Genomic DNA, 25,750 nt, shown 5'->3' on the forward strand with positions numbered 1-25,750 from the left:
TCGTCGCCGGCGACACCGATCCCGATCGGATCGGTGACTCAGCCGTGGAAGTGGGCGCGTTCATCCGGAGCGTAGAGGCCAATGCAACGGGCCCGCGTGTGCTCCTTCTGCTCGACATCTGTCACGCCGGCCAGGCGGCGAGAACACAGGCGGGCCTCGCGGTCCCCGAAGCCGCCAGGAAGTGCTGGATCATCGGAGCCTCCACCGACAGGGAATCGGCGTACTCCGGGAAGTTCACCAGGGCAGCGGTCTCCGTCCTGCGTAAACTCGCCGACGGCACACTCGACATCCATTTCTCCTACGAGTACGTTCCCGTGGAGACCGTGGCCCGCGAAATACACCGCACGATCGCGGCCATGGATCCGGAGGGAACCTCGCACCGCCAGACGGTCTCCCTCACCGGGCTGACCGAGATCGCCGACACCACACAGCCGTTCTTCCGCAACCCCGCCTACGACCAGGCACCCGCCGAGTGGTACCGGAAGAGGTCGGAGAGCGGCCTGCGCGGATTCCTGGAGACGCTCGACCCGGGGTTGGACGCGCCGCATTTCCTGGGCCGCGCCTTCGCCGCACCACGGGAGTCACGATTCAGCGGACGATGTCTGTTCACGGGGCGCCGGGAGGAACTGCGCAGGCTGGGCACCTGGCTGGGCTCGCCTGACGACCAGGAGCCGCTGGTCGTCGTCACCGGCAGCCCGGGCGTAGGCAAGTCTGCGCTGCTCGGAGTGCTCGTATGCCTGGCGCATCCCGCTCTCGACGGTGTCGTCGACCCGCTGGAGAACCGGATTCCGCGAAGGGAACGACCGGCCGGACGCCATGCGGGGCTGGCCGCCGTCCACGCCCGCGGACTGTCCCTGGAACAGGTCACGGCGTCGATCTCCAGGCAGTTGGGCCTTCCTGTGCCCGCTCCGGGTACCGAGACGGAGGGCATTGATCAGTTCGTCGCACGGCTGGGCGACACCGCCCAGACTCCGGTGCTCGTCATCGACGCCCTCGACGAAGCGGCACAGCCCGCACTGTTGGCCGATCTCGTGCTGCGGCTGACCAAGGCACGCCGGAAGGGACCGGACGCCGAGGACCGGCCCGTCTGCCGGCTTCTGGTGGGCTGTCGCCCTTGGCGAGTCTTCGCCAGACTGCTCGCGTCGGCCGAGGACGAGGGCACCCTCATGGACCTGGACGCGGTGGACTCCGCACGGATGCGCCAGGAACTGTCCGAATACATCGCGGAAGTACTGGAAGACCCGGATACCTCCTCTTACGCGAGATGTGGACGCGAGGCGGTCGACACGGCCGCCGAGATGATCGCTGATCGCCTCACCGACGCGGCCGAGCACCAAGGCACCTTCCTTGTCGCCGGGCTCTTCGCCCACTACCTGGCCGCGCAGGAGTTCATCGCCCCCGCCGCCCTGAGCGCAGCCGTGCCCACCACCCTCGCGGGCATGCTCGAACTGGACCTGCACGGCCTCGGTAGGCACAGCCCCTGGCTGCGTCCGATCCTGGCCGGTCTCGCGTACGCCGAGGGCGCGGGCCTGCCCCGGGCACTCCTGCACGCCGCCGCCTCGGCCCTCGCCCCGGACCGACCTCCCCCGGGCCCGGGGGACGCGGACGTCGACGAGTGCCTGGCCACCGCCTCCTTCTACCTCCGTCGCTCGGTCGACAAGGACGGCAGCACCCTGTACCGGCTCTTCCACCAGGCTCTCGCCGACCATCTGGTCCGCCATCCCGTCGACCCCGCCGAACCCACCGCGGATCCCCGAGCCGATGCGGAACGCGTGCTCGCCCACCTCCTGAGGGGCACCGCCGGGAACATCGGACCAGCGGCGGGATCCTGGCAGTTCGCCCCGCCCTACCTGCTGCGCCACGCTGCGGCCCACGCGGCCCACGCTGACAGGTTCGAATGGCTACTGTCCGATCCCGGGTTCCTGATGTACGCCGATCCGGCGTCGGTACTGCCTTACCTGGACCGGGCCGGATCACCCGACGCGCGACTGTACGCCGCCGTCTACCGGACCTCCGCCGAAGTCCACCGACACCTCAGCCCGCAGGACAGACTGCGAGTACTCGCGCTGGACGCCTCACGATGGGGCTCGGGCGAACTGTCCGACGCCCTCTGGTCGCAGGCGGATTCCGGGCTTCCCGAGCACACCGCCCTTCGGCGCACTCGCTGGGCCACCGGCTCGCTGCTCAGCCGCAGCCTGCTGGGGACCATGTCGGACCGGGGCGGACCGCTGACCGCGGTCGCCACCGTGGCAGGAGAGCGATCGGACCCTCTGGCGGTGGCCCTGGACGACGAAGGGGGCCTGCGAGCCTGGGCGCTGCAGACCTTCGCCCTCGTGGGCCGAGTGAGTCCGGACCCCGGTTACCGGGCCGTCGCCGTCACCGCGACGACCCTGGCCGACGGCACACCAGTGGCCGTCACCGCGTGCGACGACCTCTGTGCCCGACTGTGGGACCTGAGCACGATGCGGCCGCTGGGTGACGCGGTTCTCGCCCACGTCGCACCCCTGACCACGGTGACCTCGGCGCGGCTCACGGACGGGAGGGGGATATTCGCCACGGGAAGCCGGGACGGCACGGCTCAGCTCTGGGACCTGGAGTCCCGTCTGCCCCTGACCGCGCCCATGAACGGTCACCGAGGGGCTGTGACAGGGATCACCGTGCTTCCCTGCTCCTCCGGCCCCGTCTCGGTCACCGTGGATCAAGCGGGGACTGCACGCCTCTGGCCCCCTGACGGATCCTCCTGGGAACTGCCGGCGGAGGAGCGGGTGACCGCCGTGGCGTCGGCTGTACTCGGGGACGGATCGCCGGTGATCGCCACAGGACACCTCGACGGCAGCGTCCGGCTGTGGGACGCGGAAGTCCCCGGGCCGTCTCTCGCACCGGTCAGCGGCGGAGCGGGCAGCCCGGTCGTGTCGATCTCCGTCGTACCGTCCGCCACCGGTCCCCTCGTGGTCATCGTCGACGAGGCGGGCACGGTGGGTGTCCGCGACCTGGACGGGCCGCCGGACGCACCCGGCCGGGAACTTCACGGGCACACCGATGCGGTGGTCCAGGCAACGGGCGCCGGGCTCCCCGGCACCTCCCCATGCGCGGTCACGGCCAGCCGGGACGGTACGGTCCGGTGCTGGAGCCTGACTTCGGGGTCCACTTTGTTCGGCAACCGACAGCCCCAGCCGCTGCCCGGTCATCTCCAGCCGGTGACCGCCGTTGTCGCGGCACATCGGAACGGGGCCCCGGTTCTGATCAGCGCGGCCGAGGACGGCGTTGTACAGCTGCGGGAGCTGCGGTCCGGGCGACTCGTCCACGAGCCCCTTCAGGCCGGTCACCCCCTCTCCACCAATGCGTTCGCGTTCACCGACCTCCAAGGCGGCGCGAAGCTGGCACTCGTGGTCGATGAACGCTCCTACGTACAGGTCTGGGACCTGTACCGCCAAAAGACACACGGGCCGCCCCTGCCGGCCACGCACGGACGCAGACGGTGGGCTTCCCCGAATGTCAGGTCCATCACCGAACTGACGGCGATCGAGGTCCCCGTCGGTGCGGATCCCCTTGTCGCCGGCGTGCTGGCCGACCGCCGCATCCGCGTATGGAACCTCCGGAGCCGCCAGCTGTGGCGAAGACCTCTGGGGTGGTGCGTGGCGGGTATCAACGTCCTCCTCTCCCTGCCCCTCGCCGACGGCGGTCCCGGTCTCGTCTCCGGGGACGACACCGGCGAGATCCGCTACTGGGACGTGGGCGCCCGGCGTTCTCTCACTGTGCTGCGCGGGCACACCGGACCGGTGCTCGCACTGGCACCCCTGACACGCCGGAACGGCCGCTCCGGCCTTGTCTCGGCAGGTGAGGACGGTCAGATCCGTCTCTGGGACATGAGCGACGGAAGCCTTCTGCAGGTGCTGCCGGGACCCGTCAATCCCGTTCTCGCACTGGCCGCGACAGGCGAAGCCGGAACCACGCCGCTCCTGGCGGCCGCAGGCGGCGACGGCACCCTGCGTCTCTGGGCTCTCCACGAGGCCGGGCCCACCCCGCTGGACTCGCTCACCCTGCCTCACGCGGCACGGACCCTGGCCTTCGCCGACCCGCTCAGCCTGTGTGTCGGATTCGGCAATGACGTTGCGGTGTTCAGCGTCAGAGGGCGTCAGAACTGGTAGGGCGGAGGTTCACCGTGGCTTGCGACCTGGCGCCGACAGACAGCACCTCCCGAGGTTCGTGTCGGGTACACGCCCAGGAGCAAGCCCGCCCCACTCCCGCTTCCCCGCACGGAAACCCGTTCGCAAGACAGGCAGGCGCTCTGCTTGTCTCACCGCATGAGTGATCTTCGCATCCGCTGCGCCACCCTCTCGGACATCGACACCGTGCTGCACTTCTGGAGCCACGCCGCGGAAGGAACGAGCATCAGCGACGACCACGACGGAGTCGCCCGACTCCTCACACGAGACCCCGAAGCCCTGCTCCTCGCAGAACGCGACGGCATCCTCACCGGAACCGTCATAGCCGGCTTCGACGGATGGCGATGCTCCGCCTACCGACTCGCCGTACACCCCGACCACCGTCGGCAAGGCATCGCCACCGCCCTGCTGGAGGCCGCGGAACAACGCTTCGCCGCCCTCGGCGGACGACGTGCCGACGCCATGGTCCTGGAAGCCAACGAACGGGCACACCACACCTGGGCTGCCGCCGGATACCACCGCGAGGACCACTGGCGACGCTGGGTCAAGCCCCTCTAGACAAACGCAGCAGTGGTGGTGAGCAGCCAGGTCTCGACGGCTGGCGCTGCCACCTGTACCGGCTCCAGGTGTGTCCGGGACGGCGGCGGCAGGGCATCGGCTCCGTGCTCCTGGCCGCCGTGCGGGAGGCGCGGGCCGGCCCCCGCCTCCCGCACGGCCCGGGCGTCCCGCCGTTCGCGGACCGGGCCCTCTCCCCCGCACCTGCCGGCGTTCCGCTGTTCGCGGACCACCCCTCCCGGCACTCTTTGCCCATCCTTTACCATTGAGGGAGCACTCGGTCCTCCATGAAAGGTTGTGAGCGTCCGCCCATGGGCGATCCTCCCAGTCCGCGACACCGCGCGCACCGCCGCGCCCTGCCCGATCATGGGACGGGGGTGACCCGATGACCGAAGTGCTGCTCCTCCTGCTGGCGATCCTGCTCGCCGTGGCCTGCGGCGCCTTCGTGGCGGCTGAGTTCTCGCTGACCACCGTCGAGCGCGGTGAGCTGGAGCGGGCCGCCGAACGCGGCGAGCGCGGCGCCGTGGGTGCCCTGAAGGCCGTACGGAACCTGACCTTCCAGCTCTCCGGCGCCCAGCTCGGCATCACCGTGACCAACCTGGTGGTCGGCATGCTCGCCGAGCCGTCCATCGCCAAGCTCCTCGCCGGCCCGTTCACCGCGCTCGGCCTGTCCGCGACCACGGCGAGTTCCGTCGCACTGGTGGTGGGCACGGCCCTGTCCACGGTGTTCCTGATGGTGGTCGGCGAACTGGTGCCGAAGAACTGGGCGATCTCCTCGCCGCTGGCCGTGGCCAAGCGGGTGGGCAACGCGCAGCGCTGGTTCAGCGCCGCCTTCCGGCCCTTCATCACGCACCTGAACAACATGGCCAACCGGGTGGTGCGCCGGATCGGTGTCGAACCCGCCGAGGAGCTGGCCTCCGCGCGCGGACCGCAGGAGCTCGCGGCCCTCGCCCGGCACTCGGCGAAGCAGGGCTCGCTGGCGGCCGACACCGCCGAACTGTTCGTGCGGACGCTGAACCTGGCCGACCTGACCGCGGAGAACGTGATGACCCCGCGCGTGCAGGTCGTCGCCCTCGACGCCCAGGCGACCTGCGAGGACGTCGCGAACGCGACCCGGGCGACGGGCCTGTCCCGGTTCCCGGTCTACCGGGGCAGCCTGGACTCGGTGGTGGGCGTCGCCCACATCAAGGACGTCCTGGCCATGCCCGCCGACCAGCGCACCCGCCGCTCCGTCGGCCAGGTGATGCGCGAACCGCTGATGGTGCCCGAGTCCCTCACCGTCGACCGGCTGCTGGACCGGCTGTCCGGCAGGCGCACCATGGCCGTCGTCATCGACGAGTACGGCGGCACGGCCGGCGTGGCCACGCTCGAGGACATCGTCGAGGAGGTCGTGGGCGAGGTGCGGGACGAGCACGACCCGCACGAGACGCCCGACCTGGCCCCCGCCGGCGCCGACGGGGACGGGCGGGCCCTGTACTCCGCGGACGGCGCCGCCCGCACCGACCAGCTCGCCCGGGTGGGCCTGCGGGCGCCCGAGGGGCCCTACGAGACGCTGGCCGGCCTGGTCGCCACCGAGCTGGGCCGCATACCGAGCGTCGGGGACACCGTCGAGGTGGCCGGCTGGCGGCTGGACGTGGTGGACGCCTCGGGGCGCCGCGCCGCGCGCGTGCTGCTGCACGCGCCGCTGGACGACGAGGAGCACGACCGCCGGACGGAGGGGGCGCGATGACCGCCGTGCAACTGCTGATCGGCCTGGCGACGCTCGTCGTCAACGCCTTCTTCGTGGGCGCCGAGTTCGCGCTGATCTCGGTGCGCCGCTCGCAGGTCGAGCCGCTCGCCCAGGAGGGCGACCGGCGCGCGAAGGCCGTGCTGTGGGGACTGGAGCACGTGTCCGCGCTGCTGGCCGCCGCCCAGCTCGGCATCACCCTGTGCACGCTGGTCCTGGGCGTGGTCGCCGAGCCGGCGATCGCGCACCTGCTGGAGCCGGTCTTCCACGCGGTCGGTGTGTCCGCCGGCGTGGGCCACGCGGTGTCCTTCGTGGTCGCGCTGACCCTGGCCACCTACCTGCACATGCTGCTGGGCGAGATGGTGCCCAAGAACATCTCGCTCGCCGAACCCGTGCGCAGCGCGCTGCTGCTCGGCCCGCCGCTGGTCGCGCTCTCCCGCGCGCTGCGCCCGGTGATCTTCGCGATCAACGCCTTCGCGAACGGGCTGCTGAAGCTGCTCAGGGTGGAGGCCAAGGACGAGGTCTCGGCGACCTTCACGGACACCGAGCTCGCCGAGATCGTCAAGGACGCCAGCGAGGCGGGGCTGATCGACGACCGGGCCCAGGAGCGGCTGCACGACGCCCTGGAGCTCGGCCGCCGCCCCGTGCGGGACGTCGTCGTCCCGCTCCGGCGCGTGGTCTACGCGCGCGTGGGCGTCACCGCCGAGCAACTCGAGCGGCTGTCGGCCGAGTCCGGCTACTCGCGGTTCCCCGTGGTCGACGAGGGCCGCCGGATCGTGGGCTACCTGCACGTCAAGGACGCGCTGGACGCCCTGCCCCGGGACCTGCCGTTCCGGCTGCGGGACATGCGGCCCATCGCACGCGTACGGGAGAGCACCCCGCTGGACGACGTGCTCACCGCGATGCGCGGCAGCCGCACGCACCTGGCGGGCGTGCTCGGCGACGACGGCCGGCTGGCGGGCCTGGTGACCATGGAGGACGTGCTGCGGGAGCTGTTCGGGCAGCCCGCCTGAGCCCGCGCCGCCCGGTCGCCCGCGGGCTCGCCCCGGGCGGGCCGAGGGCGACCGACCGGCGGGTATGGAGCCGGGTTACCATCGCTGACGCCATGCACACGAATCCCATGCCTCCCGCGCACACCAGCCTGGTCGCCCTCGGCGACTCCTTCACCGAGGGCATGTCGGACCTGCTGCCCGACGGCTCCTACCGGGGCTGGGCCGATCTGCTCGCCGCGCGGATGGCCGCCCGCACCCCCGGGTTCCGGTACGCGAACCTCGCGGTGCGCGGCAAGCTCATCAAGCAGATCGTCGACGAGCAGGTGGGCGTGGCGGCGGCGATGGGCGCCGATGTGATCACCCTCGTCGGCGGGCTCAACGACGCGCTGCGGCCCAAGTGCGACATGGGCCGCGTGCGTGGCCTGCTGACGGAGGCCGTGGAACGGCTGGCGCCGAACTGCGAGCAGCTCGTACTGATGCGCAGCCCCGGCCGGCAGGGCCCGGTGCTGGAGCGGTTCCGGCCGCGCATGGAGGAGCTGTACGCCTGCATCGACGAGCTGGCCGCCCGGCACGGCGCGCTGGTGGTCGACCTGTACGGCGCGCCGTCGCTGGCGGACCCGCGGCTGTGGGACGTGGACCGGCTGCATCTGACGGGCGAGGGGCACCGCAGGGTCGCCGAGGCGGTGTGGCAGGCGCTCGGTCACGAGCCCGAGGACCCCGAGTGGCGCGTCCCGATACCGGCGACGCTGCCGCCCGGCTGGATGCACCGGCGCATCGCGGACGCGCGGTTCGCCCAGCAGCACCTGCTCCCGTGGATAGGCCGCCGGCTGACCGGCCGTTCCTCCGGGGACGGCCGCCCGGCGAAGCGCCCCGAGCTGCTGCCCTACGAGGGGCGGGCCTGAGGGCTTTCCCGTGATCCCCGGTGGATCCGCGCACGGCGCCGGATGCGGTGCATCGCGAGGCGGAGGGCGTGGTACGGGTGTGGCCGGGCGATCCGACGACGCGGCGAGATGCCGTGGCCGTCGTCGTGCGCGCGCAGCGGATCGCGGTTCAGCCCCTGGGGTCCTCCGTCGGGTTCGGGCCGGCGGCGGGCCGCCTCGCGGCGTGACCCGGCTCTCGTAGCTTCCGCCGAACGGGACCGTGGCGCCGACCTGCACGAACCGCCAGTAGACTCTGGTCACGTGACTTCTGCGCCCGCCAAGCCCCGCATCCCGAACGTCCTCGCCGGACGGTACGCCTCCGCCGAGCTCGCCACGCTCTGGTCCCCCGAGCAGAAGGTGAGGCTGGAGCGGCAGCTCTGGCTCGCCGTCCTGCGGGCCCAGAAGGACCTCGGCATCGACGTGCCGGACGAGGCGCTCGCCGACTACGAGCGCGTCCTCGACACCGTGGACCTGGCCTCGATCGCCGAGCGCGAGAAGGTCACCCGGCACGACGTGAAGGCACGCATCGAGGAGTTCAACGACCTCGCCGGGCACGAGCACGTGCACAAGGGCATGACCTCCCGCGATCTCACGGAGAACGTGGAGCAGCTCCAGATCCGGCTCTCCCTGGAACTGGTGCGGGACCGCACCGTGGCCGTCCTGGCCCGGCTCGGCAAGCTGGCGGGCGAGTACGCCGAGCTGGTCATGGCCGGCCGCTCGCACAACGTGGCCGCCCAGGCCACCACCCTCGGCAAGCGGTTCGCGACCGCCGCCGACGAACTGCTGGTCGCCCACGGCCGCGTCGAGGAACTGCTGGGCCGCTACCCGCTGCGCGGCATCAAGGGCCCGGTCGGCACCGCCCAGGACATGCTGGACCTGCTCGGCGGCGACGCGGCCAAGCTGGCCGAGCTGGAGGACCGCATCGCCCGGCATCTGGGCTTCTCGCAGGCGTTCACCTCGGTCGGCCAGGTGTACCCGCGCTCGCTGGACTACGAGGTCGTGACCGCGCTGGTGCAGCTCGCCGCGGCGCCGTCCTCCCTGGCGAGGACGATCCGGCTGATGGCCGGCCATGAACTGGTCACCGAGGGCTTCAAGCCGGGCCAGGTGGGCTCCTCGGCGATGCCGCACAAGATGAACACCCGCTCCTGCGAGCGCGTCAACGGCCTGATGGTCGTCCTGCGCGGCTACGCCTCGATGACCGGCGAGCTGGCCGGCGACCAGTGGAACGAGGGGGACGTCTCCTGCTCGGTGGTGCGCCGGGTGGCCCTGCCGGACGCGTTCTTCGCGCTGGACGGCCTGCTGGAGACCTTCCTGACGGTGCTCGACGAGTTCGGCGCCTTCCCGGCCGTCGTCGCGCGCGAGCTGGACCGCTACCTGCCGTTCCTCGCCACCACCAAGGTGCTCATGGGCGCCGTGCGGGCGGGCGTGGGCCGCGAGGTCGGGCACGAGGCCATCAAGGAGAACGCGGTGGCCACCGCGCTCGCGATGCGTGAGCAGGGGGCCGAGCGCAACGACCTGCTCGACAAGCTCGCCGCCGACGAGCGGCTGCCGCTCGGCCGCGAGGAGCTGGCCGCGCTGATGGCCGACAAGCTGTCCTTCACCGGTGCGGCCGCGGAACAGGTCGCAGTGGTCGTCGGCCGGATCGAGGAGATCGTCAAGCAGCGCCCCGAGGCCGCCGGTTACACCCCGGGAGCGATCCTCTGACCCGCTTCACCGCGGCGGAACTGGAGGCCGCCCGCGACCGCCTCGTCCCGGACGTGGTCGCGGACGGCCTCCGGGTGCTCTTCTGCGGCATCAACCCCGGCCTGATGTCCGCGGCCACCGGCCACCACTTCGCCCGGCCGGGCAACCGGTTCTGGCCGGTGCTGCATCGGTCCGGCTTCACGCCGCGGCTGCTGGAGCCCGCCGAGCAGCGGGAACTGCTGACGTACGGGCTGGGCGTCACCAACGTCGTGGCGCGCGCGACCGCTCGCGCCGACGAGCTGACCGCCGAGGAGTACGTGGCGGGCGGTCGGGAGCTGTCGGCCCGGGTGACGCGGCTGGAACCGAGGTGGCTCGCCGTGGTCGGCGTGATGGCGTACCGGGCCGCCTTCGGCGACCGCGGGGCCGCGGTCGGTCCGCAGGAGGCGACCGTCGGAGGCGCCCGGGTGTGGGTGCTGCCCAACCCCAGCGGGCTGAACGCGCACTGGACGGCGGCGGCGATGGCGGAGGAGTTCGCACGGCTGCGCAGGGCGGCGGACGAGGGGTCCTGACGGGTCAGGGCGGGTCCGTCTCGGTGACCACCGCCAGTAGCTGTAAGGGCAGTTCGCTCTCCCACTGGGACACCCCCAGGGCGAGCCAGCGGCCCGGCTCGACCCGCCACAGGTGCAGATCCGGTACGTGCGCGGCCAGCGAGCCCCAGGGCTCCGCCGCCGCCTCCCCCTCCGCGCCGCGCAGGAAGACTCCGGCCAGACCGAACACGTCCGCCGGTCCCCACCGCTCGGCGAGCCGCTCGCCGAGCGCGTCCCGGTCGGCCTCGTACTGCGCCCGCGCCGTCTGCCGTTCGGTGCCGTCGTCCTCGTGGAAGTCGCCGCTCGTGCGCAGTTCGGCCATCAGGTAGCCGGGCCCGCCCGTACCGGTGTCCGTCCTGCCGTGCTCCGCCGGGAACTCCCGCTCGCACAATCGCTCGATCACAGCAAGACAGTTCACGATGTCCATGAGACCCAGTAAAACGGCCCCCACTGACAAGTGGCGTACCGTCAGGCGTCCCTGCGGCACAGGCTCCACGCCCCCGCGGACAGGGCCGCCGCCGACCAGAGCGCGGCCACCGCGAGCCCGCTCCAGGGGCCGAGGGCTCCGTCATGGGCGCTGTGCAGGACGACCTGGCCGGCCCGGTCGGGCAGCAGGTCGGCCACGCCCGAGGACATGTCGCCGATGACGAAGGACACGATCAGCAGGAACGGGATCAGCACGGAGAGCGTCGCGACGCCGCTGCGCAGCACGGCCGTGAGTCCCGCGGCGAACAGCGCCATCAGCGTGAGGTGGACACCGCAGCCGACGGCGCCGCGCAGCCCCTCGGTCCAGTTCGGCCCGGAGTCCCCGAGGACGGCCTTGCCCACCAGCAGGGTCACCAGGCCGGTGCCCAACCCCGTCGCCAGCACCGGCAGGGCGACGGCCGTCGCCTTCGCGGCGAACCACCGCCGCCGGTCGGGTACGGCCGCCAGGGTCAGCCGCAGCGCGCCGCCCCGGAACTCGGAGGCGACGGCCGTCGTCCCGAAGGCGATCGCGGCGATCTGCCCGAAACTGACGCCGAAGAACACCGAGTACAGCGGGTCCGTCTCCTCGGCGTCGGCGGAGGCGAGCGCGGAGAACGCGACGGTGGCGACCAGGACCGCGGCCAGGCTGCCGACGAGCGGGCGCAGGGTGCGGATCTTGATCCACTCCGCGTGCAGGACCGGGGCGAACGGCATGGTCAGGCCTCCTGGGGCTGGGCGGTGAACTCGGCCTCGGCGGCCGTCAGATCGAGATAGGCCTCTTCGAGCGTGGCCTCCTGGGCGGTCAGTTCCAGCACGGGCACGCCCGCCCGCGCCACCAGCCGGCCGATGTCGTCCACGCGTGCGTGCCGCACGGTCCAGGTGCCGTCCGCGTCCTGGGAGGCGTCGTGACCGTGTCGGGTGAGCAGGCCGCCGAGCGCGGCGGGGTCGGTGGTGCGGATCCTGACCCGGGGCCGGAGCCGCGCGTGGATGAACTCCCGGACCGGTGCGTCGGCGAGGAGACGGCCGCGGCCGACGATCACCAGGTGGTCGGCGAAGGCGGCGGTCTCGTTCATCAGATGGCTGGAGACGAGGACCGCGCGGCCCTGCGCGGCGAGGTCGCGCAGCAGGGTGCGGATCCAGACGATGCCCTCCGGGTCGAGGCCGTTGGCCGGCTCGTCCAGCAGGACCACCTCCGGGTCGCCGAGCAGGGCGGCGGCGATGCCGAGCCGCTGGCGCATGCCCAGGGAGAACGTCCGCACCCGGCGGCGCGCCACCGCAGCGAGGCCGGTCCGCTCCAGGACCGTGTCCACCCGGTGGGCCGGGATGCGGTTGCTGACCGCCAGGGCCCGCAGGTGGTCGCGGGCGCTGCGGGAGCCGTGCGCGGCCCCGGCGTCCAGCAGGGCGCCCACCCGGCGCAGCGGGTCCCGGAGTTCGGTGTAGGCCCGACCGCCGATGGTGGCGGTGCCGGAGGTCGGCCGGTCGAGGCCGAGGACGAGCCGCATGGTGGTGGACTTGCCGGCGCCGTTGGGGCCGAGGAATCCGGTGACGTGTCCGGGCCGGACGCCGAAGGTGAGCCGGTCCACGGCTCGCCGGCCGCCGTACTCCTTGGTGAGGTCTCGTACGTCGATGCTGGTCATGGCAACAGCCTTGCGGCAACGGGGCGTCGGTTCCTCCCCCGCCGGTGGGAAGCGTCTCCCCCGTGCGGGGGAGATCCGCCGGCACGGCTCCTGCGAGGATGGGCCCATGGTCCAATTCCTGCGCCCGCTGTCGCGCGGGACCACGTACACACGTCTGCTGCATCTGTGGGTCCCCATGCTGCTGCAGAGCCTGTGGACGCTGATCGACGTGTCGAAACCCTGGGTGCCCGCGCTGGTGCTCGTCCCGGTCGGCCTCCTGCCCGCCGTACGTGTGGGCGAGGGCGTCCAGGGACGGCTGCTGCTGACTCCCGGCGCGCAGGATCCCGGCATCTCCGCCACCGCGTCGGTGGGCTGGCGGGACCGCGGCCGCACGGTGCTGTGGCTGGAGCTGCGTGTTCTCCTCGGCTGGGTCACCGCGTTCCTGTCGGTGTGGATGCCGATCGCGGCGTACGAGCTGGCGAAGTGCGCCTGGGGGCGGGCACCCTCCGGGGTGCCCGTGCTGGACCTGCTGCCGGCGAACCGGGCGTGTGCCCTGCTGGCGCCGCTGCCGCTGATCGTCCTGTACGGAGCCGTCGTCGGACTGGGCGAGCTGATCACCACGTGCGCCCGCGGCTTGCTCGGGCCGTCCGCGGCCGAGCGGCTGGCCGCGCTGGAGGAGCGCACCGAACGGCTCCTGGAACGCACCCGGATCGCACGGGAGTTGCACGACTCCATCGGGCACGCCCTGACGGTGGCGGTGGTGCAGGCGGGCGCGGCGCGGGCGGCGGGAGATCCGGGGTTCACCGACCGGGCCCTGGAGGCCATCGAGGAGACCGGCCGGGCCGCGCTCGGCGATCTGGAGCGGGTGCTCGGTGTGTTGCGCGAGTCGGACCGGCCGGCCGCCGCCCGGCCCACCCTGGCCGACGCCGACCGCCTGCTGGAGTCGGCACGCGCCTCCGGCGCCGGGGTCGAGGCCGAGGTGACCGGACCGGTGGCCCTCGTGCCGGGGCCGGTCTCGCGTGAGGGGTACCGGATCCTGCAGGAGGCGCTCACCAATGTGCTGCGGCACGCCGGAGCGGTCCCGGTGCGGGTGCGGGTGTCCGTGGACGGGGACACGCTCGCTCTGGAGGTCCGCAATCCGCTGCCCGCCGAACCGCCCGGGACGGGGCGGGGCAGCGGACTGCGCGGGATACGGGAGCGGGCGGCACTGCTCGGGGGCAGCGCCCGCACCGGCCCCGACGAGGGCGACTGGCAGGTGCGTGCGGAGCTGCCGCTGCGTTGATCTACGCTGGCCGGATGCCGGTCACCGTACTCCTGGTCGACGACGAGCCCCTGGTGCGCGCGGGTCTGCGCGCCGTGCTGGAGGCACAGCCCGACATCCAGGTGGTCGGTGAGGCCGCCGACGGGGCGGCGGTCATCCCGCTCGTGCGCCGGCTGCGGCCGGACGTGGTCGCGATGGACGTGCGGATGCCGCTGATGGACGGGATCGAGGCCACGCGCGCGGTGCTGCGCACGGTGGACGCACCGCCCAAGATCATCGTGGTGACCACCTTCGAGGACGACGAGTTCGTCTACGAGGCGCTGCGCGCCGGCGCCGACGGCTTCCTGCTCAAGCGGTCCCGGCCGGCCGAGATCGTGCACGCGGTGCGGCTGGTCGCGGACGGCGAGTCGCTGTTGTTCCCGGCATCCGTGCGGCGCCTCGCCGCCCGGTTCGGGGAGCGGCGCACGGCCGGCGCCGCGCTGACCGGAGCCGGGCTGACGGAGCGGGAGGCGGAGGTGCTGCGGCTGATGGCGCGAGGGCTGTCGAACGCGGAGATCGCCGCCCGCCTGGTCGTCGGGACCGAGACGGTCAAGTCGCACGTGAGCGCCGTACTGGCCAAGCTGGGGGCGCGTGACCGCACCCAGGCGGTGATCGCGGCCTATGAATCGGGGTTCGTCGCACCCGGCTGACCCGGGGCCGCAGGGCCGGCGGGGCCCGGCACTCGCCGGGGTGGGCCGGGCCGAGTACGATCCGCCCAACACGCCCGCGAGCTGGGAGGACGGACGGTGGGGCAGCTTACCGGTGGCGACCCCTCGCTGCTGCGAAGGATCAACTCCGCTGTGGTGCTGCACGCGTTGCGGGCCACGGACTGCGCGACGCTCACCGAGATCACCCGGGTCACCGGCCTGTCCCGGCCGACCGTCGAAGGCGTCGTCGAGGGACTCGTCGAGGCGGGGCTCGTGGTCGGGAAGGCGGCGGACGAGGGCACCGCACGCCGCCAGGGACGGCCCGCCCGCCGGTACCGGTTCCGGGCCGAGGCAGGACATCTGCTGGGCCTGGAGATCGGCCCGCACCGGGTCGCCGCGCTCCTGTCCGACCTGGACGGACGGGTGCTGGGCACGCAGGCCAAGGAGGTGGCCGAGACGGCGCAGGCGGACGAGCGTCTCGACCGGCTGCGCGGCACGGTCGCCGAACTGCTGCGCCGGGCCGGGGTGGCACGGGGCTCGCTGCGGGCGGTGGGCGTGGCCTCACCGGGCATCGTGGAGGCGGACGGGACGGTACGGCTCGGCACGGCGCTGCCGGAGTGGACCGGCCTGCGGCTCGGCGAACGGCTCGGCCGCTCCTTCAGGTGCCCGGTGCTGGTCGAGAACGACGCCAACGCGGCGGCCGTCGCCGAGCACTGGAAGGGCGCGGCGACCGAGACCGACGACCTGGTGTTCGTCCTGGCCGGACTCAGCCCGGGCGCGGGCGCGCTGATCGGCGGCCGGCTGCACCGGGGGTACGGCGGGGCGGCCGGGGAGATCGGCGCGCTGCATCTGCTGGGCCGGGAGGCGACCCCGGAGACCCTGCTGTCCACCACCGACGAACCGCTGCACCCGCTGGACGAGCAGGCGGTCGCCGAGGTGTTCGCGCTCGCCCGGAGCGGCGACCAGCGGGCCCGGGCGGCGGTCGACCGGTTCCTCCAACGGCTCGTCCACGACGTGGCCGCGCTGGTGCTGGCCCTCGACCCCGAACTGGTGGTGATCGGCGGCTGGGCGGCCGGCCTGGACGGGGTGCTCGATCCGCTGCGCCGGGAACTCGCCCGCTACTGCCTGCGCCCGCCCCGGGTGGCGCTCTCCGCGCTCGGCGAGGCGGCCGTGGCCACGGGTGCGCTGCGGCTGGCCCTCGATCACGTCGAGGCGGAGCTGTTCGCGGTGGAGGGAACCGTCACCGCCCGGCGTTGAGACCGGGCACGTGCCCGCCGGGCGTCAGCGGCGGCCACCGGCTGCGCAGAACGCCGGGCGGCGCCCCGGTGGTCTCCGGGGCGCGGGCCGGGACGGGTCGCTCAGGAGGCCCGCTGCCCGGGGTCGTGGTGTATCTCCACGTCGGGCGAGTCGCCGAAGGTCAGCCGGCAGGTGTCCGCGCGGTAGGTCGCCACCGAGAGCGCGGCGGTGCGGCCCTCGACGAAGAAGCGCGTGGTGACGACCAGGACGGGTGCGCCGGGCAGCCGGTCGAGGTCCCTGGCGTCCTCCGCGCGCGCCGAGCCCAGCTCGACGGCGCGGTCCTGGCCGTCCAGTTCGAGGCGCTGCAGCTCGCGCAGCACCGCGCGGGCGCGCGCGGCGCCGGACGGGGCGTCGATCGCCGTCAGGTCGGGCACCGCGGCGTCGGGGACGTGGAGCAGTTCGGTGGCCACGCGCTGGCCGCCCGACATCCGTGAGCGGCGCACGACGTGCACCTGCTCCCCCGAGCCGGTGTCCAGGGCGGCGGCCACCGCGGCGGGCGGCGCGGAGCGTACGCAGTCCACGGGCTGCCAGGCGTCGTCGGCGGAGCCCGGCCAGGTGTGCTGCCGGCTGCCCACGGCCACGCCCACGCGCGGGGGCGCGACGGTCGTGCCGACACCGCGGCGGCGCTGCAACCGGCCTTCCAGCTCCAGTTGTTCGAGGGCCTGGCGGAGTGTGGCGCGGGCGACGCCGAAGCGGGCGGCCAGATCACGCTCGTTGGGCAGGATCTCGCCGACCGAGAACTCCGAGTCGAGTGCCTCACTGAGCACGGTCTTGAGGTGCCAGTACTTCGGCTCCGGCACCGATTCGAGCTGCGTGGTCCCCACCCTGTCCTCCGCAAGTGCCGTGGTCGGGCGGTTTTTCGCGCCCTTGTTTATTAAAGGTTGTTGCACTTGTCTGCGACCATAGGGCGGCCCACACCCTTGGTCAAGACCAATCATCGATCCCGCGGGCGGCACCCGAGGGCCGCACCGCGCGGCGTTCACGCGGCGTTCGCACAGGTGGGCGAGTGCGGCCTTCCGGGGAAGCCCGTCGCACGACGGCTCCCGGAGCGGGCCGCGGCGCGGGCCGCGGGCGCCGGCAAGGGGCTACCCGTCGGTAGTAATTGCTGACAAGCTGTCTACGGCGTCCGTCAGCAGTCCAGCCGAGGAGCACTCCATGTCCGCCACCGTCACCTTCCCGGTCCCCACCCCGCACGGCCCGAGGGACGTGACCGTCTCCTACGCGCGCGTGGGACGCGGCGCGCCGCTGGTGCTGCTGCACGGCATCGGCCACCACCGGCAGGCCTGGGACCCGGTCGTCGACATCCTCGCCACCGAGCGCGAGGTCGTCGCGGTGGACCTGCCGGGCTTCGGCGCGTCCCCCGGCCTGCCGGGCGGCCTGCCCTACGACCTGCCCACGACCAACGCCGTGCTCGCCTCCCTCTTCGAGGCGCTGGAACTGGACCGCCCGCACGTGGCGGGCAACTCCCTGGGCGGCCTGCTGGCGCTGGAACTGGGCCGCGGGAAGCTCGTACGGTCCGTCACCGCCCTGTCCCCGGCCGGGTTCTGGACGCAGGCCGAACGCCGCTACGCCTTCGCGATGCTGCAGACCATGCGGGGCGTGGCCCAGCGGCTGCCGCTGCCCCTCGTGGAGCGGCTGTCGCGCTCCGCGGCCGGCCGCACCGCGCTGACCAGCACCATCTACCGCCGGCCCGGGCGCCGTTCCCCCGACGCCGTGGTCGCCGAGACGCTCGCGCTGGCCGGTGCCACCGGCTTCGACGCGACCCTGCGCGCGGGGGCCACCGTCCGGTTCACCGACGGCCTGCCCGGGCTGCCGGTCACCGTCGCGTGGGGCAGCCAGGACCGGCTCCTGGTCCGCCGCCAGGGCGTCCGCGCCAAGACGATCATCCCGCACGCCAGGCTGGTACGGCTCCCGGGCTGCGGGCACGTCCCGATGAACGACGACCCGGCACTGGTCGCCCGCGTCATCCTGGACGGAAGCCGCTGACCCGCGGGAAACCCCCGCGGACGGCTCGTCGTCCCCGCCCGGCCGGACGTCCGGCGAACCGGTACTGGAAAATCCAACAAAAAGGACGGAAGCGCGCTTTACCCATCGGTCACACATCGTTCGTGATCACGCAACACCGTTCCTCCACAGTGGCTGCATGACTTCGGACCTGTCTCGAGTGACCCGGACGCGGCACGGGCGGCCCGTGCACCACTGGCGGCGGGACCTCGTCGAACTCGCCGCCCTGTTCACCGCGGTGGCGGTGGCCGACGGCGTGGCCAACCTGATCGGACACGGCCCCGACGGTCCAGCGCTGCTGGTGATCTCGGCGCTCGTGCTGGCCGCGACGGCGGGCTTCCACACCTGGTGGGCACGCCGCCACGGGCACGCGCCGCCGGCCGAGCATACCGGTGCCCGGCCGGCCGCGGAGGTGCGGCCGGCCGGGCCCGCGCGGGCCACGGACGCGGCGGAACCGGACCCGGCCCGGGCGAGCGTGCTGTGGCGGATGCGGACCACGGTGCGGGACGAGCCCGGCTCGCTGGCCGCGCTGTGCACGGCGCTGGCCGGGCGGCGGGTCGACATCCTGAGCCTGCAGACGCACCCGCTGGCCGACGGCACCGTGGACGAGTTCCTGCTGCGGGCGCCGGAGGCGCTCACGGCGACCGAGCTCACCCGGACCGTGTCACTGGCCGGCGGCCTGTCCACCTGGATCGAGCGGGCCGACGCCCACGACCTGGTGGACGCCCCGACCCGGGTACTGGCCCTCGCGGCGCGCACCGCGCTGGACGCGGCGGAACTACCCCTGGCCCTGCGGCAGTTGCTGGGGCGGTGCACGATCCGTTCGCTGCCCGCCACGCCCTTCGGCGGGGGCCGCGGGCCGGAACCGGTGCCCGTGGAGGGAGTCCTCGAGGACACCGTCATGCGGCTGCGGGCGCCCGAGGGCGGCGTGCTCACCGTGGAACGGCCGTATCTGCCCTTCACCCCGGCCGAGTTCGCGCGGGCCAGGGCGCTGGTCGAGCTGGACAGCCGGCTCGGACCGCGGATCCCGGACGGCCACGACGTGCTGACCCTGCCCGAGGGCGCCGACATCACCGTGCGCCGGGTGGACACCGGCGACCTCGCGGCGGCCAGGGACATGCACGAGCGGTGCTCGCGGCGCACCCTCGGCCTGCGCTACCACGGGCCGGCCGGGGACGCCGACCGCTATCTGAACCACCTGCTCAGCCCCCGCTTCGGCCGCACCCTGGCCGCGCAGACCGCCTCCGGGCGCATCGTCGGCCTCGGCCATCTGCTCTGGGACGGTGACGAGACCGAGGTCGCGCTGCTGGTCGAGGACGCCTGGCAGCGGCGCGGCATCGGCGCCGAACTGCTCGGCCGCCTGGTGACGATGGCCGCCGAGGCCGGCTGCGAGAGCGTGTACGCCGTGACGCAGGCCTCCAACACCGGCATGGTCGCGGCGATGCGCGGCCTGGGGCTGCCCCTGGACTACCAGATCGAGGAGGGCACCCTGGTCGTCACGGCGCGTCTGGACACCACCGCCGCGGCCGCCCGCGAGGGCCGCGGCGAGCGGCTCGGCGAGACGGCCCGCGCCGACTGAGGCCGCGTCGGGAGCGGCGGCCCGGACCCCCGTGCCGGGCCGCCGTCGTTCCCGCGGGACCTGTTCAGCCCGCGGTCTCCTGGAGGGGGGCGGCGTCCCGCAGCGGGACCGGCGTGAGGGTCCGCTCCCCCAGCGCCTGGTCCAGGTCCGCCCACAGGTCGTCGACGTCCTCCAGTCCCACGGACATCCGCAGCAGCCGGTCGCTCACCCCGGCGCCGCGCCGGTCGTCGGCGTCGACGATGCGGTGGCTGATGGACGCGGGGTGCTGGATGAGGGTGTCGACGCTGCCCAGGCTGACCGCCGGAGTGATCAGACCGACCCGGCCGATCACCTCGTGCGGGTCGCCGTGCACCTCGAAGGCGATCATCGCGCCGCCCAGCTTCGGGTAGTGGACACGGGCCACCCGCGGGTCGGCGGCGAGCCGGCCGGCCAGTTCGGCGGCGCTCGCGGAGGCGGCCCGGACCCGCACCGGCAGCGTGGACAGGCCCCGGAGCAGCAGGTACCCGGCCAGCGGATGCAGGACCCCGCCGGTGGCGAAGCGTATCTGCCGGAGCCGTCCGGCGAACTCCTCGTCGCAGGCCACCACACCGGCGAGGACGTCGCCGTGTCCGCCGAGGTACTTGGTGGCGCTGTGCAGCACCAGGCGTGCGCCGTGTTCGGCGGGACGCTGCAGCACCGGCGTCGCGAAGGTGTTGTCGGCGAGCAGCGGGACCGACCCGCAGGAGTGGGCGACGGCCCGCAGGTCGACCTCGGCGAGGGTCGGGTTGGCCGGTGACTCGACCATCACCAGGCCGGTGTCGGGGCGCAGCGCGTCGGCGATCCCGGCCGGGTCGGTCCAGGTGACCTCGGTGCCGAGGAGCCCGGCGGTCAGCAGGTGGTCGCTGCAGCCGTACAGCGGGCGTACCGCGACCACGTGCCGCAGGCCCGTCGCGGACCGCGCCAGGAGGACCGCGCTGAGCGCGGCCATGCCGCTGGCGAAGGCGACCGCGGACTCGGTGCCCTCCAGCCGGGCGAGGGCGGTCTCGAAGCGGGCCACGGTCGGGTTGCCGAGGCGGCCGTAGATCGGCGGGCCCTCGGGGTCGGCGCCGTCGGTGGCGAAGGCGTCGATACGGGCGGCCTCGCCGCGGCTGTCGAAGGACGGGTAGGTGGTGGACAGGTCGATCGGCGGGGCGTGCAGCCCCTGGCGGGCCAGGTCGTCGCGGCCGGCGTGCACGGCCTCGGTGGCCAGTGCTCTCGATGCGGTGCGTACGGCGTCGTAGGCACCCGTGCTCGCTGTGTCCATGGGCGGAAGGGTGAACACCGGCCGGGTTCCGGAGGCGGGACGCCGTGTTACGTTCGACACATGGCTGAATCTGTCGCACTGGATCCGGTGGATCTCCATCTGCTGCGGCTGCTGCAGAACGACGCGCGGACGACCTACCGCGATCTCGCCGCCCAGGTGGGGGTGGCGCCGTCGACGTGCCTGGACCGGGTCGCCAGGCTGCGCCGCGCGGGCGTGATCCTCGGCCACCAACTGCGCCTCGACCCGGCCAGGTTGGGGCGCGGCCTGGAGGCGCTGCTGCTGGTTCAGGTGCGGCCGCACCGCCGGGAGCTGGTGGGTCCGTTCGTCGAGCGGATCCGCGCGTTGCCGGAGTCGCGGACGGTGTTCCATCTGACCGGTCCCGACGACTATCTGGTGCACGTGGCCGTGGCGGACATGGCCGATCTGCAACGGCTGGTGCTGGACGGGTTCACCGCGCGGCGGGAGGTGGCCCGGGTGGAGACCCGGCTGATCTTCCAGCAGTGGGACTGCGGGCCGCTTCTGCCCCCGGCTGAATCCGGGACGCACGGGTGACGCGGGCGGTGCGCGCGTACGAGGATGGCGCCATGTCTGAGATCCGGATCCCGCTGCCCCGTCAGGTCGCCGACGCCTACGTGGACGACCTCATCGCCCTCGACCCGGTCGCCGGTACCTACCTCGGTGTACAGGAGAGTTCGACCCGGCTGCCCGACTTCTCCCCGGCCGGCCAGGAGGCCGTGGCGGAGCTGATGCGGGCGACGCTCGCGAGGCTCGACGAGGCCGAGCGGCAGCCCGGTGCGGACAGCGACGTGGAGCGTCGCTGCGGCCGGCTGCTGCGGGAGCGGCTGACCGCCGAGCTGGCCGTGCACGAGGCCGACGAGCACCTGCGCGCGGTCGGCAACATGAGCACGCCGGGGCACTCGGTGCGGGACGTGTTCACGGTCATGCCGGCGCGGACCGAGCAGGACTGGGCGGCGATCGCGCAGCGGCTGCGCGCGGTGCCGGCCGCGATCGCGGGCTACCGGCAGTCCCTGGAACTGGGCCTGGAGCGCAAGCTGTACGCGGCGCCCCGGCCGACCGCGACGTACATCGGGCAGCTCTCCGACTGGACCGACACCGACGGCCGGGGCCGCGGCTGGTACGAGGACTTCGCCGCCGCCGGTCCGGACGCGCTGCGCGCGGAGCTGGACGAGGCGGCCCGCACGGCGACGGCCGCGCTGGCCGGGCTGCGGGACTGGATGCGCGACGTGTACGCGCCGACCGTCGAGGGCGCGCCGAACACGGTGGGCCGCGAGCGGTACGCCCGCTGGGCCCGCTACTTCAACGGCACCGACCTTGACCTGGACGAGGCGTACGCGTACGGCTGGTCGGAGTTCCACCGCATCCTCGGCGAGATGAGGCAGGAGGCGGAGAAGATCCTGCCGGGCGCCGGGACGCCCTGGGTGGCGCTGGCCCACCTGGACGAGCACGGCCGGCACATCGAGGGCGTCGACGAGGTCCGCGAGTGGCTGCAGGGCCTGATGGACCGGGCCATCGCGGACCTGGACGGCACGCACTTCGAACTCGCCGAGCGGGTGCGGAGGGTGGAGTCGCACATCGCCCCGCCCGGCGGTGCCGCCGCCCCGTACTACACCGCCCCGTCGGAGGACTTCTCGCGTCCGGGCCGGACCTGGCTGCCGACCATGGGCCTGACCCGGTTCCCGGTGTACGACCTGGTGTCGACGTGGTACCACGAGGGCGTGCCCGGGCACCATCTGCAGCTCGCGCAGTGGGCGCACGTGGCGAAGGACCTCTCCCGCTACCAGGCCACGGTCGGCGGGGTCAGCGCCAACGCGGAGGGCTGGGCGCTGTACGCGGAGCGGCTGATGGACGAACTGGGCTATCTCACGGATCCGGAGGAGCGGCTCGGATATCTGGACGCGCAGATGATGCGCGCGGCCCGGGTGATCGTCGACATCGGTATGCACCTGGAGCTGGAGATCCCGGCGGACTCGCCGTTCCACCCCGGTGAGCGCTGGACCCCGGAGCTGGCGCAGGAGTTCTTCGGCTCCCACAGCAGCCGTCCGGCGGACTTCGTGGAGAGCGAGCTGACCCGGTACCTCACGATCCCGGGCCAGGCGATCGGCTACAAGCTCGGCGAGCGCGCCTGGCTGCTGGGCCGCGAGAACGCCCGTGCGCGGCACGGTGACGCCTTCGACCTGAAGGCCTGGCACATGGCGGCCCTCTCCCAGGGTTCGCTGGGCCTGGACGACCTGCTGGACGAGCTCTCCCGCCTCTGACCCCGCGCCCGCCTCCCGTCCGGCATCCCGCGCGGATCGGGCCGGGCCCGGCCCGCGGGCACCGGCCGCGTCCCGTACGGCGGCTCGGCCGTACGGACGCCTCCGGTGGCGTGGGCCGGGACGAGGCCGCTTGCTGGTGCCCGGACTGTACGACGGGAGGCGGGCCGGCATGCAGCAGACGGGACCGAGGCAGCAGGCGCTGGAGACACCGCGGGCCGCCGGGTTGGCGGGAGTGGTGTTCGCGCTGCTGCTGACGGCGGCGATCGTGCTGGTCAGATTGGGGATTCCCGAAGGTGTCGACGCGGTCACGGCGCAGGGTTTCACCGACGCGGGCCGGCGCGAGGCGGTGGGCTGGGCGCTCGACCTGATCCCGTTCGCCGGGATCTTCTTCCTGTGGTTCCTCGGTGCCGTACGGGCCCATGTGGGCGAGGTGGAGGACAGGTTCCTCGCCACCGTGCTGCTGGGCAGCGGGCTGATCTTCACCGCCTCGATGTTCGCCGCCGCCGCGGCGGCGGCGGCCGTGCTGGCCGTCGGCCACGTGGCCGGCACCACGCCCGCGCCGGCCGCGTGGGACTTCGGCCGCCATTTCGCGTACACGCTGCTCACCGGGTACGCGATGCGGATGGCGGCCGTCTTCGTGTCCTCGCTGTCGGTGATCGGGCACCTGCTCGGTGTTCTGCCGCGCTGGCTCACGGCCCTCGGTGCCCTCACCGCCCTGACGCTGCTGTTCTTCTCGTCGAACGTCCCCTGGGCGGAACTGGTCTTCCCCGCCTGGTCACTGGTGCTGAGCGTGTACATCCTGGTGAGCCGGCGTGCGGGGCCCCGTGCCCGCGCGGCCACGTGAGGCGGGGCGCTCGCACCGCGTCGGGCCGCTCACCCGAACGGCCCGCCCGGCGCGCGGGACGGGCGCGCGGCCTCCATGCTGGCCAGCGGGACACGATCGCTGTCCGGGGATGCCCGCACTGGGCGGGTGGTATGCACCGGACCTGGCCACCGGAAGGGCGGAGCGTCGATGCGACTCGTCGTCGATCTCAACAAGTGTCAGGGGTACGCGCAGTGCGCGTTCCTGGCGCCCGACGTCTTCTCCATGCACGGCGAGGAGTCGCTGGTGTACAACCCGCGGGCGGACGAGGACCAGCGCGAGCGGCTGACCCGGGCGGTCGCCGCCTGCCCCGTGCAGGCGATCACCGCCGACGGCCTGGACGGTCCGGCCGGCGCTTCCGCCGGAACCACCGGGGAGGCCTCCGATGACCGCTGACCACATGGACTGGCTCCGGCGCGAGGGCCGGATCGTGATCGTCGGCGCCTCGCTGGCCGGGCTGCGGGCCGCGGAGACGCTGCGCGCCGAGGGGTTCGCCGGTTCGCTCACGATGATCGGTGACGAGCCCTACGAGCCGTACGACCGGCCGCCGCTGTCCAAGGCCGTGCTGCTGGGCAAGGCGTCCCCGCACCACACCGAGCTGCCCCACCGCCGCGAGATCGACGCCAAGTGGCGGCTCGGTGTCGCGGCCACGGGCCTGGACCTGGCAGGCAAGCGGGTACGGCTGGCCGACGGGGACGAGGTGGAGTACGACCGGCTGCTGATCGCGACCGGCGTGCGGGCCCGGCCCTGGTTCAACGAGGAGGAGGGCCGCCTGGACGGCGTCTTCCTGCTGCGCACCCGGGACGACGCGGCCCGGCTGCTGCAGCGGCTGAGGTCGGCGCGCCGGGTGTTCATCATCGGCGCCGGGTTCGCCGGGTGCGAGGTCGCTTCCGCGTGCCGGGAGATGGGCCTGGCCGTCACCCTGGCGGAGCGGGCCGGAGCCCCGCTGGTGGGGGCCCTCGGCGGGGTGGTCGGCCCTGTCGCCGCCGCGCTGCAGACCGAGAACGGCGTGGACCTGCGCACCGGTATCACGGTCACCGCGCTGGAAGGCGATCCGGCCGGCCGGGTGCGCGCCGTGCATCTGTCCGACGGGAGTGAGGTCGATACGGATGTGGTGGTCGTCTCGCTCGGTTCGCTGCGCAACACCGAGTGGCTGTCCGGATCGGGACTCGGCGCCGGACCGCGGGGCATCGCCTGCGACGCCGGCTGCCGGGCCTTCGACTTCCGGGGCATCGTCACCGACGACGTCTTCGTCGCGGGTGACGTCGCACGGTCGCCGCACGCGCTGTTCGGCTACCAGTTCCTCTCCCTCGAGCACTGGGGCAACGCCGTCGCCCAGGCGGAGACCGCCGCGCACAACATGATCTGCGCGGGTGCCGACCGGCGCCCGCACCTGTGGATGCCCGCCTTCTGGTCCTCGCAGTTCCGGGTGAACATCAAGTCCGTCGGCGTGCCGTCCATGGGCGACCAGATCATGATCACGCAGGGTTCGCTGGCCGAGCGCCGGTTCGTCGGTGTCTACGGGTTCAAGGGCCGGGTGATCGCCGCCGTCAGCTTCGACAACACCCGCTGGCTGGAGTTCTACCAGCGGCAGATCGAGCGGGGCGCGCCGTTCCCGGTGGAGTACCCGACGATGGACCGGCGTCCCGAGGGCCGGCAGCCGGTCGACGCCGACTTCCCCGACCCGTCCCTGCCGACCCACGGCCCGACCGTGACCCTGAGCGGCTACTCACCTGCCGACCAGCAACTGGTGTTCACACCGGCCCGCCACTGAACGCCGCCGTGGCCCCGACG

Annotated in this window: 22 protein-coding genes; 17 read left to right on the plus strand and 5 right to left on the minus strand. The window is 73.4% G+C overall.

Translation table 11 applies throughout. From position 1 onward, the window contains the following. Positions 1 to 98: 98 nt before the first annotated feature. From MXD57_RS05840 to mug, 7 genes are all read left to right on the plus strand, one after another. Positions 99 to 4,148, plus strand: a complete 4,050-nt coding sequence (locus MXD57_RS05840; RefSeq protein ID WP_250400205.1) for an AAA family ATPase — start codon at positions 99 to 101, stop codon at positions 4,146 to 4,148. A gap of 156 nt (positions 4,149 to 4,304) precedes the next feature. Next, a complete protein-coding gene (locus tag MXD57_RS05845; protein WP_250400206.1) occupies positions 4,305 to 4,724 on the plus strand; it encodes a GNAT family N-acetyltransferase in 420 nt (139 codons plus the stop codon). A 382-nt stretch (positions 4,725 to 5,106) separates the two neighbouring features. Beyond that, entirely contained in the window at positions 5,107 to 6,450 is a 1,344-nt protein-coding gene (locus MXD57_RS05850) for a hemolysin family protein (RefSeq protein ID WP_250400207.1), read from the plus strand. After that, entirely contained in the window at positions 6,447 to 7,460 is a 1,014-nt protein-coding gene (locus MXD57_RS05855) for a hemolysin family protein (protein ID WP_250400208.1), read from the plus strand. Before MXD57_RS05850 ends, MXD57_RS05855 begins: the two co-directional genes overlap by 4 nt. 92 nt (positions 7,461 to 7,552) lie before the next feature. After that, the gene (locus tag MXD57_RS05860) at positions 7,553 to 8,341 is read left to right on the plus strand and encodes an SGNH/GDSL hydrolase family protein (protein WP_250400209.1); all 789 of its coding nucleotides are present in this window, start codon (positions 7,553 to 7,555) and stop codon (positions 8,339 to 8,341) included. Between the two features lie 279 nt (positions 8,342 to 8,620). Further along, complete coding sequence (gene purB / locus MXD57_RS05865) at positions 8,621 to 10,063, plus strand: adenylosuccinate lyase (RefSeq protein WP_250400210.1); 1,443 nt, start codon at positions 8,621 to 8,623, stop codon at positions 10,061 to 10,063. Beyond that, positions 10,060 to 10,611 carry a G/U mismatch-specific DNA glycosylase gene (mug, locus tag MXD57_RS05870; protein WP_250400253.1) on the plus strand — a complete coding sequence of 184 codons (552 nt, stop codon included), beginning with the start codon at positions 10,060 to 10,062 and terminating at the stop codon, positions 10,609 to 10,611. Before purB ends, mug begins: the two co-directional genes overlap by 4 nt. Positions 10,612 to 10,615: 4 nt before the next feature. On the opposite strand, the gene MXD57_RS05875 is transcribed toward mug, so the two are convergent. Genes MXD57_RS05875 through MXD57_RS05885 form a run of 3 tightly spaced genes read right to left on the minus strand, consistent with a single transcriptional unit; the run spans position 10,616 to position 12,731 of the window. After that, positions 10,616 to 11,056 (minus strand): hypothetical protein, encoded by a 441-nt coding sequence (locus MXD57_RS05875; RefSeq protein WP_250400211.1) that lies wholly within the window; start codon positions 11,054 to 11,056, stop codon positions 10,616 to 10,618. 41 nt (positions 11,057 to 11,097) lie between these two features. Continuing rightward, positions 11,098 to 11,808, minus strand: coding sequence for an ABC transporter permease subunit (locus MXD57_RS05880; RefSeq protein ID WP_250400212.1), 711 nt, complete (start codon positions 11,806 to 11,808; stop codon positions 11,098 to 11,100). 2 nt (positions 11,809 to 11,810) lie between these two features. After that, a complete protein-coding gene (locus tag MXD57_RS05885; RefSeq protein ID WP_250400213.1) occupies positions 11,811 to 12,731 on the minus strand; it encodes an ATP-binding cassette domain-containing protein in 921 nt (306 codons plus the stop codon). Between the two features lie 106 nt (positions 12,732 to 12,837). Between MXD57_RS05885 and MXD57_RS05890 the strand changes: the two genes are divergently transcribed. From MXD57_RS05890 to MXD57_RS05900, 3 genes are all read left to right on the plus strand, one after another. After that, on the plus strand, positions 12,838 to 13,992 hold the full coding sequence (locus tag MXD57_RS05890; RefSeq protein WP_250400214.1) for a sensor histidine kinase: 1,155 nt from the start codon (positions 12,838 to 12,840) through the stop codon (positions 13,990 to 13,992). 14 nt (positions 13,993 to 14,006) lie between these two features. Next, complete coding sequence (locus tag MXD57_RS05895) at positions 14,007 to 14,660, plus strand: response regulator (protein ID WP_250400215.1); 654 nt, start codon at positions 14,007 to 14,009, stop codon at positions 14,658 to 14,660. Between the two features lie 96 nt (positions 14,661 to 14,756). After that, the gene (locus MXD57_RS05900) at positions 14,757 to 15,914 is read left to right on the plus strand and encodes an ROK family transcriptional regulator (RefSeq protein ID WP_250400216.1); all 1,158 of its coding nucleotides are present in this window, start codon (positions 14,757 to 14,759) and stop codon (positions 15,912 to 15,914) included. Between the two features lie 101 nt (positions 15,915 to 16,015). Here the strand turns inward: MXD57_RS05900 and MXD57_RS05905 are convergent, their stop codons facing one another. Further along, the gene (locus tag MXD57_RS05905; protein WP_250400217.1) at positions 16,016 to 16,777 is read right to left on the minus strand and encodes a GntR family transcriptional regulator; all 762 of its coding nucleotides are present in this window, start codon (positions 16,775 to 16,777) and stop codon (positions 16,016 to 16,018) included. Positions 16,778 to 17,108: 331 nt separating this feature from the next. Here MXD57_RS05905 and MXD57_RS05910 point away from each other — a divergent pair, with 331 nt between their 5' ends. Further along, entirely contained in the window at positions 17,109 to 17,939 is an 831-nt protein-coding gene (locus MXD57_RS05910; RefSeq protein WP_250400218.1) for an alpha/beta fold hydrolase, read from the plus strand. Positions 17,940 to 18,096: 157 nt separating this feature from the next. Further along, complete coding sequence (locus MXD57_RS05915) at positions 18,097 to 19,536, plus strand: GNAT family N-acetyltransferase (RefSeq protein ID WP_250400219.1); 1,440 nt, start codon at positions 18,097 to 18,099, stop codon at positions 19,534 to 19,536. Positions 19,537 to 19,600: 64 nt separating this feature from the next. On the opposite strand, the gene MXD57_RS05920 is transcribed toward MXD57_RS05915, so the two are convergent. Then, a complete protein-coding gene (locus MXD57_RS05920) occupies positions 19,601 to 20,818 on the minus strand; it encodes a trans-sulfuration enzyme family protein (protein ID WP_250400220.1) in 1,218 nt (405 codons plus the stop codon). Positions 20,819 to 20,878: 60 nt separating this feature from the next. Here MXD57_RS05920 and MXD57_RS05925 point away from each other — a divergent pair, with 60 nt between their 5' ends. The 5 genes from MXD57_RS05925 to MXD57_RS05945 all read left to right on the plus strand — a co-directional run bounded on the left by MXD57_RS05925 (position 20,879) and on the right by MXD57_RS05945 (position 25,730). Beyond that, positions 20,879 to 21,370 (plus strand): Lrp/AsnC family transcriptional regulator, encoded by a 492-nt coding sequence (locus tag MXD57_RS05925; RefSeq protein WP_250400221.1) that lies wholly within the window; start codon positions 20,879 to 20,881, stop codon positions 21,368 to 21,370. A 32-nt stretch (positions 21,371 to 21,402) separates the two neighbouring features. Next, positions 21,403 to 23,094 carry a DUF885 domain-containing protein gene (locus tag MXD57_RS05930; protein WP_250400222.1) on the plus strand — a complete coding sequence of 564 codons (1,692 nt, stop codon included), beginning with the start codon at positions 21,403 to 21,405 and terminating at the stop codon, positions 23,092 to 23,094. 169 nt (positions 23,095 to 23,263) lie between these two features. Then, entirely contained in the window at positions 23,264 to 23,938 is a 675-nt protein-coding gene (locus MXD57_RS05935) for a hypothetical protein (RefSeq protein ID WP_250400223.1), read from the plus strand. A 168-nt stretch (positions 23,939 to 24,106) separates the two neighbouring features. After that, positions 24,107 to 24,352, plus strand: a complete 246-nt coding sequence (locus MXD57_RS05940) for a ferredoxin (RefSeq protein WP_250400224.1) — start codon at positions 24,107 to 24,109, stop codon at positions 24,350 to 24,352. Next, positions 24,342 to 25,730: an NAD(P)/FAD-dependent oxidoreductase gene (locus MXD57_RS05945; RefSeq protein WP_250400225.1), complete on the plus strand. Its 1,389-nt coding sequence runs from the start codon at positions 24,342 to 24,344 to the stop codon at positions 25,728 to 25,730. Before MXD57_RS05940 ends, MXD57_RS05945 begins: the two co-directional genes overlap by 11 nt. The last annotated feature ends 20 nt before the right edge of the window (positions 25,731 to 25,750 follow it).

The organism is Streptomyces cellostaticus, assembly GCF_023630175.1.
In the GTDB taxonomy this organism is placed as follows: domain Bacteria; phylum Actinomycetota; class Actinomycetes; order Streptomycetales; family Streptomycetaceae; genus Streptomyces; species Streptomyces cellostaticus_A.

Coding starts and splice junctions, on each gene's coding strand:
- MXD57_RS05845 (WP_250400206.1), top strand. CDS start 4,305: ATGAGTGATCTTCGCATCCGCTGCGCCACCCTCTCGGACATCGACACC.
- MXD57_RS05850 (WP_250400207.1), top strand. CDS start 5,107: ATGACCGAAGTGCTGCTCCTCCTGCTGGCGATCCTGCTCGCCGTGGCC.
- MXD57_RS05855 (WP_250400208.1), top strand. CDS start 6,447: ATGACCGCCGTGCAACTGCTGATCGGCCTGGCGACGCTCGTCGTCAAC.
- MXD57_RS05860 (WP_250400209.1), top strand. CDS start 7,553: ATGCACACGAATCCCATGCCTCCCGCGCACACCAGCCTGGTCGCCCTC.
- MXD57_RS05875 (WP_250400211.1), bottom strand. CDS start 11,056: ATGGACATCGTGAACTGTCTTGCTGTGATCGAGCGATTGTGCGAGCGG.
- MXD57_RS05880 (WP_250400212.1), bottom strand. CDS start 11,808: ATGCCGTTCGCCCCGGTCCTGCACGCGGAGTGGATCAAGATCCGCACC.
- MXD57_RS05885 (WP_250400213.1), bottom strand. CDS start 12,731: ATGACCAGCATCGACGTACGAGACCTCACCAAGGAGTACGGCGGCCGG.
- MXD57_RS05890 (WP_250400214.1), top strand. CDS start 12,838: ATGGTCCAATTCCTGCGCCCGCTGTCGCGCGGGACCACGTACACACGT.
- MXD57_RS05895 (WP_250400215.1), top strand. CDS start 14,007: ATGCCGGTCACCGTACTCCTGGTCGACGACGAGCCCCTGGTGCGCGCG.
- MXD57_RS05910 (WP_250400218.1), top strand. CDS start 17,109: ATGTCCGCCACCGTCACCTTCCCGGTCCCCACCCCGCACGGCCCGAGG.
- MXD57_RS05915 (WP_250400219.1), top strand. CDS start 18,097: ATGACTTCGGACCTGTCTCGAGTGACCCGGACGCGGCACGGGCGGCCC.
- MXD57_RS05920 (WP_250400220.1), bottom strand. CDS start 20,818: ATGGACACAGCGAGCACGGGTGCCTACGACGCCGTACGCACCGCATCG.
- MXD57_RS05925 (WP_250400221.1), top strand. CDS start 20,879: ATGGCTGAATCTGTCGCACTGGATCCGGTGGATCTCCATCTGCTGCGG.
- MXD57_RS05930 (WP_250400222.1), top strand. CDS start 21,403: ATGTCTGAGATCCGGATCCCGCTGCCCCGTCAGGTCGCCGACGCCTAC.
- MXD57_RS05935 (WP_250400223.1), top strand. CDS start 23,264: ATGCAGCAGACGGGACCGAGGCAGCAGGCGCTGGAGACACCGCGGGCC.
- MXD57_RS05940 (WP_250400224.1), top strand. CDS start 24,107: ATGCGACTCGTCGTCGATCTCAACAAGTGTCAGGGGTACGCGCAGTGC.
- MXD57_RS05945 (WP_250400225.1), top strand. CDS start 24,342: ATGACCGCTGACCACATGGACTGGCTCCGGCGCGAGGGCCGGATCGTG.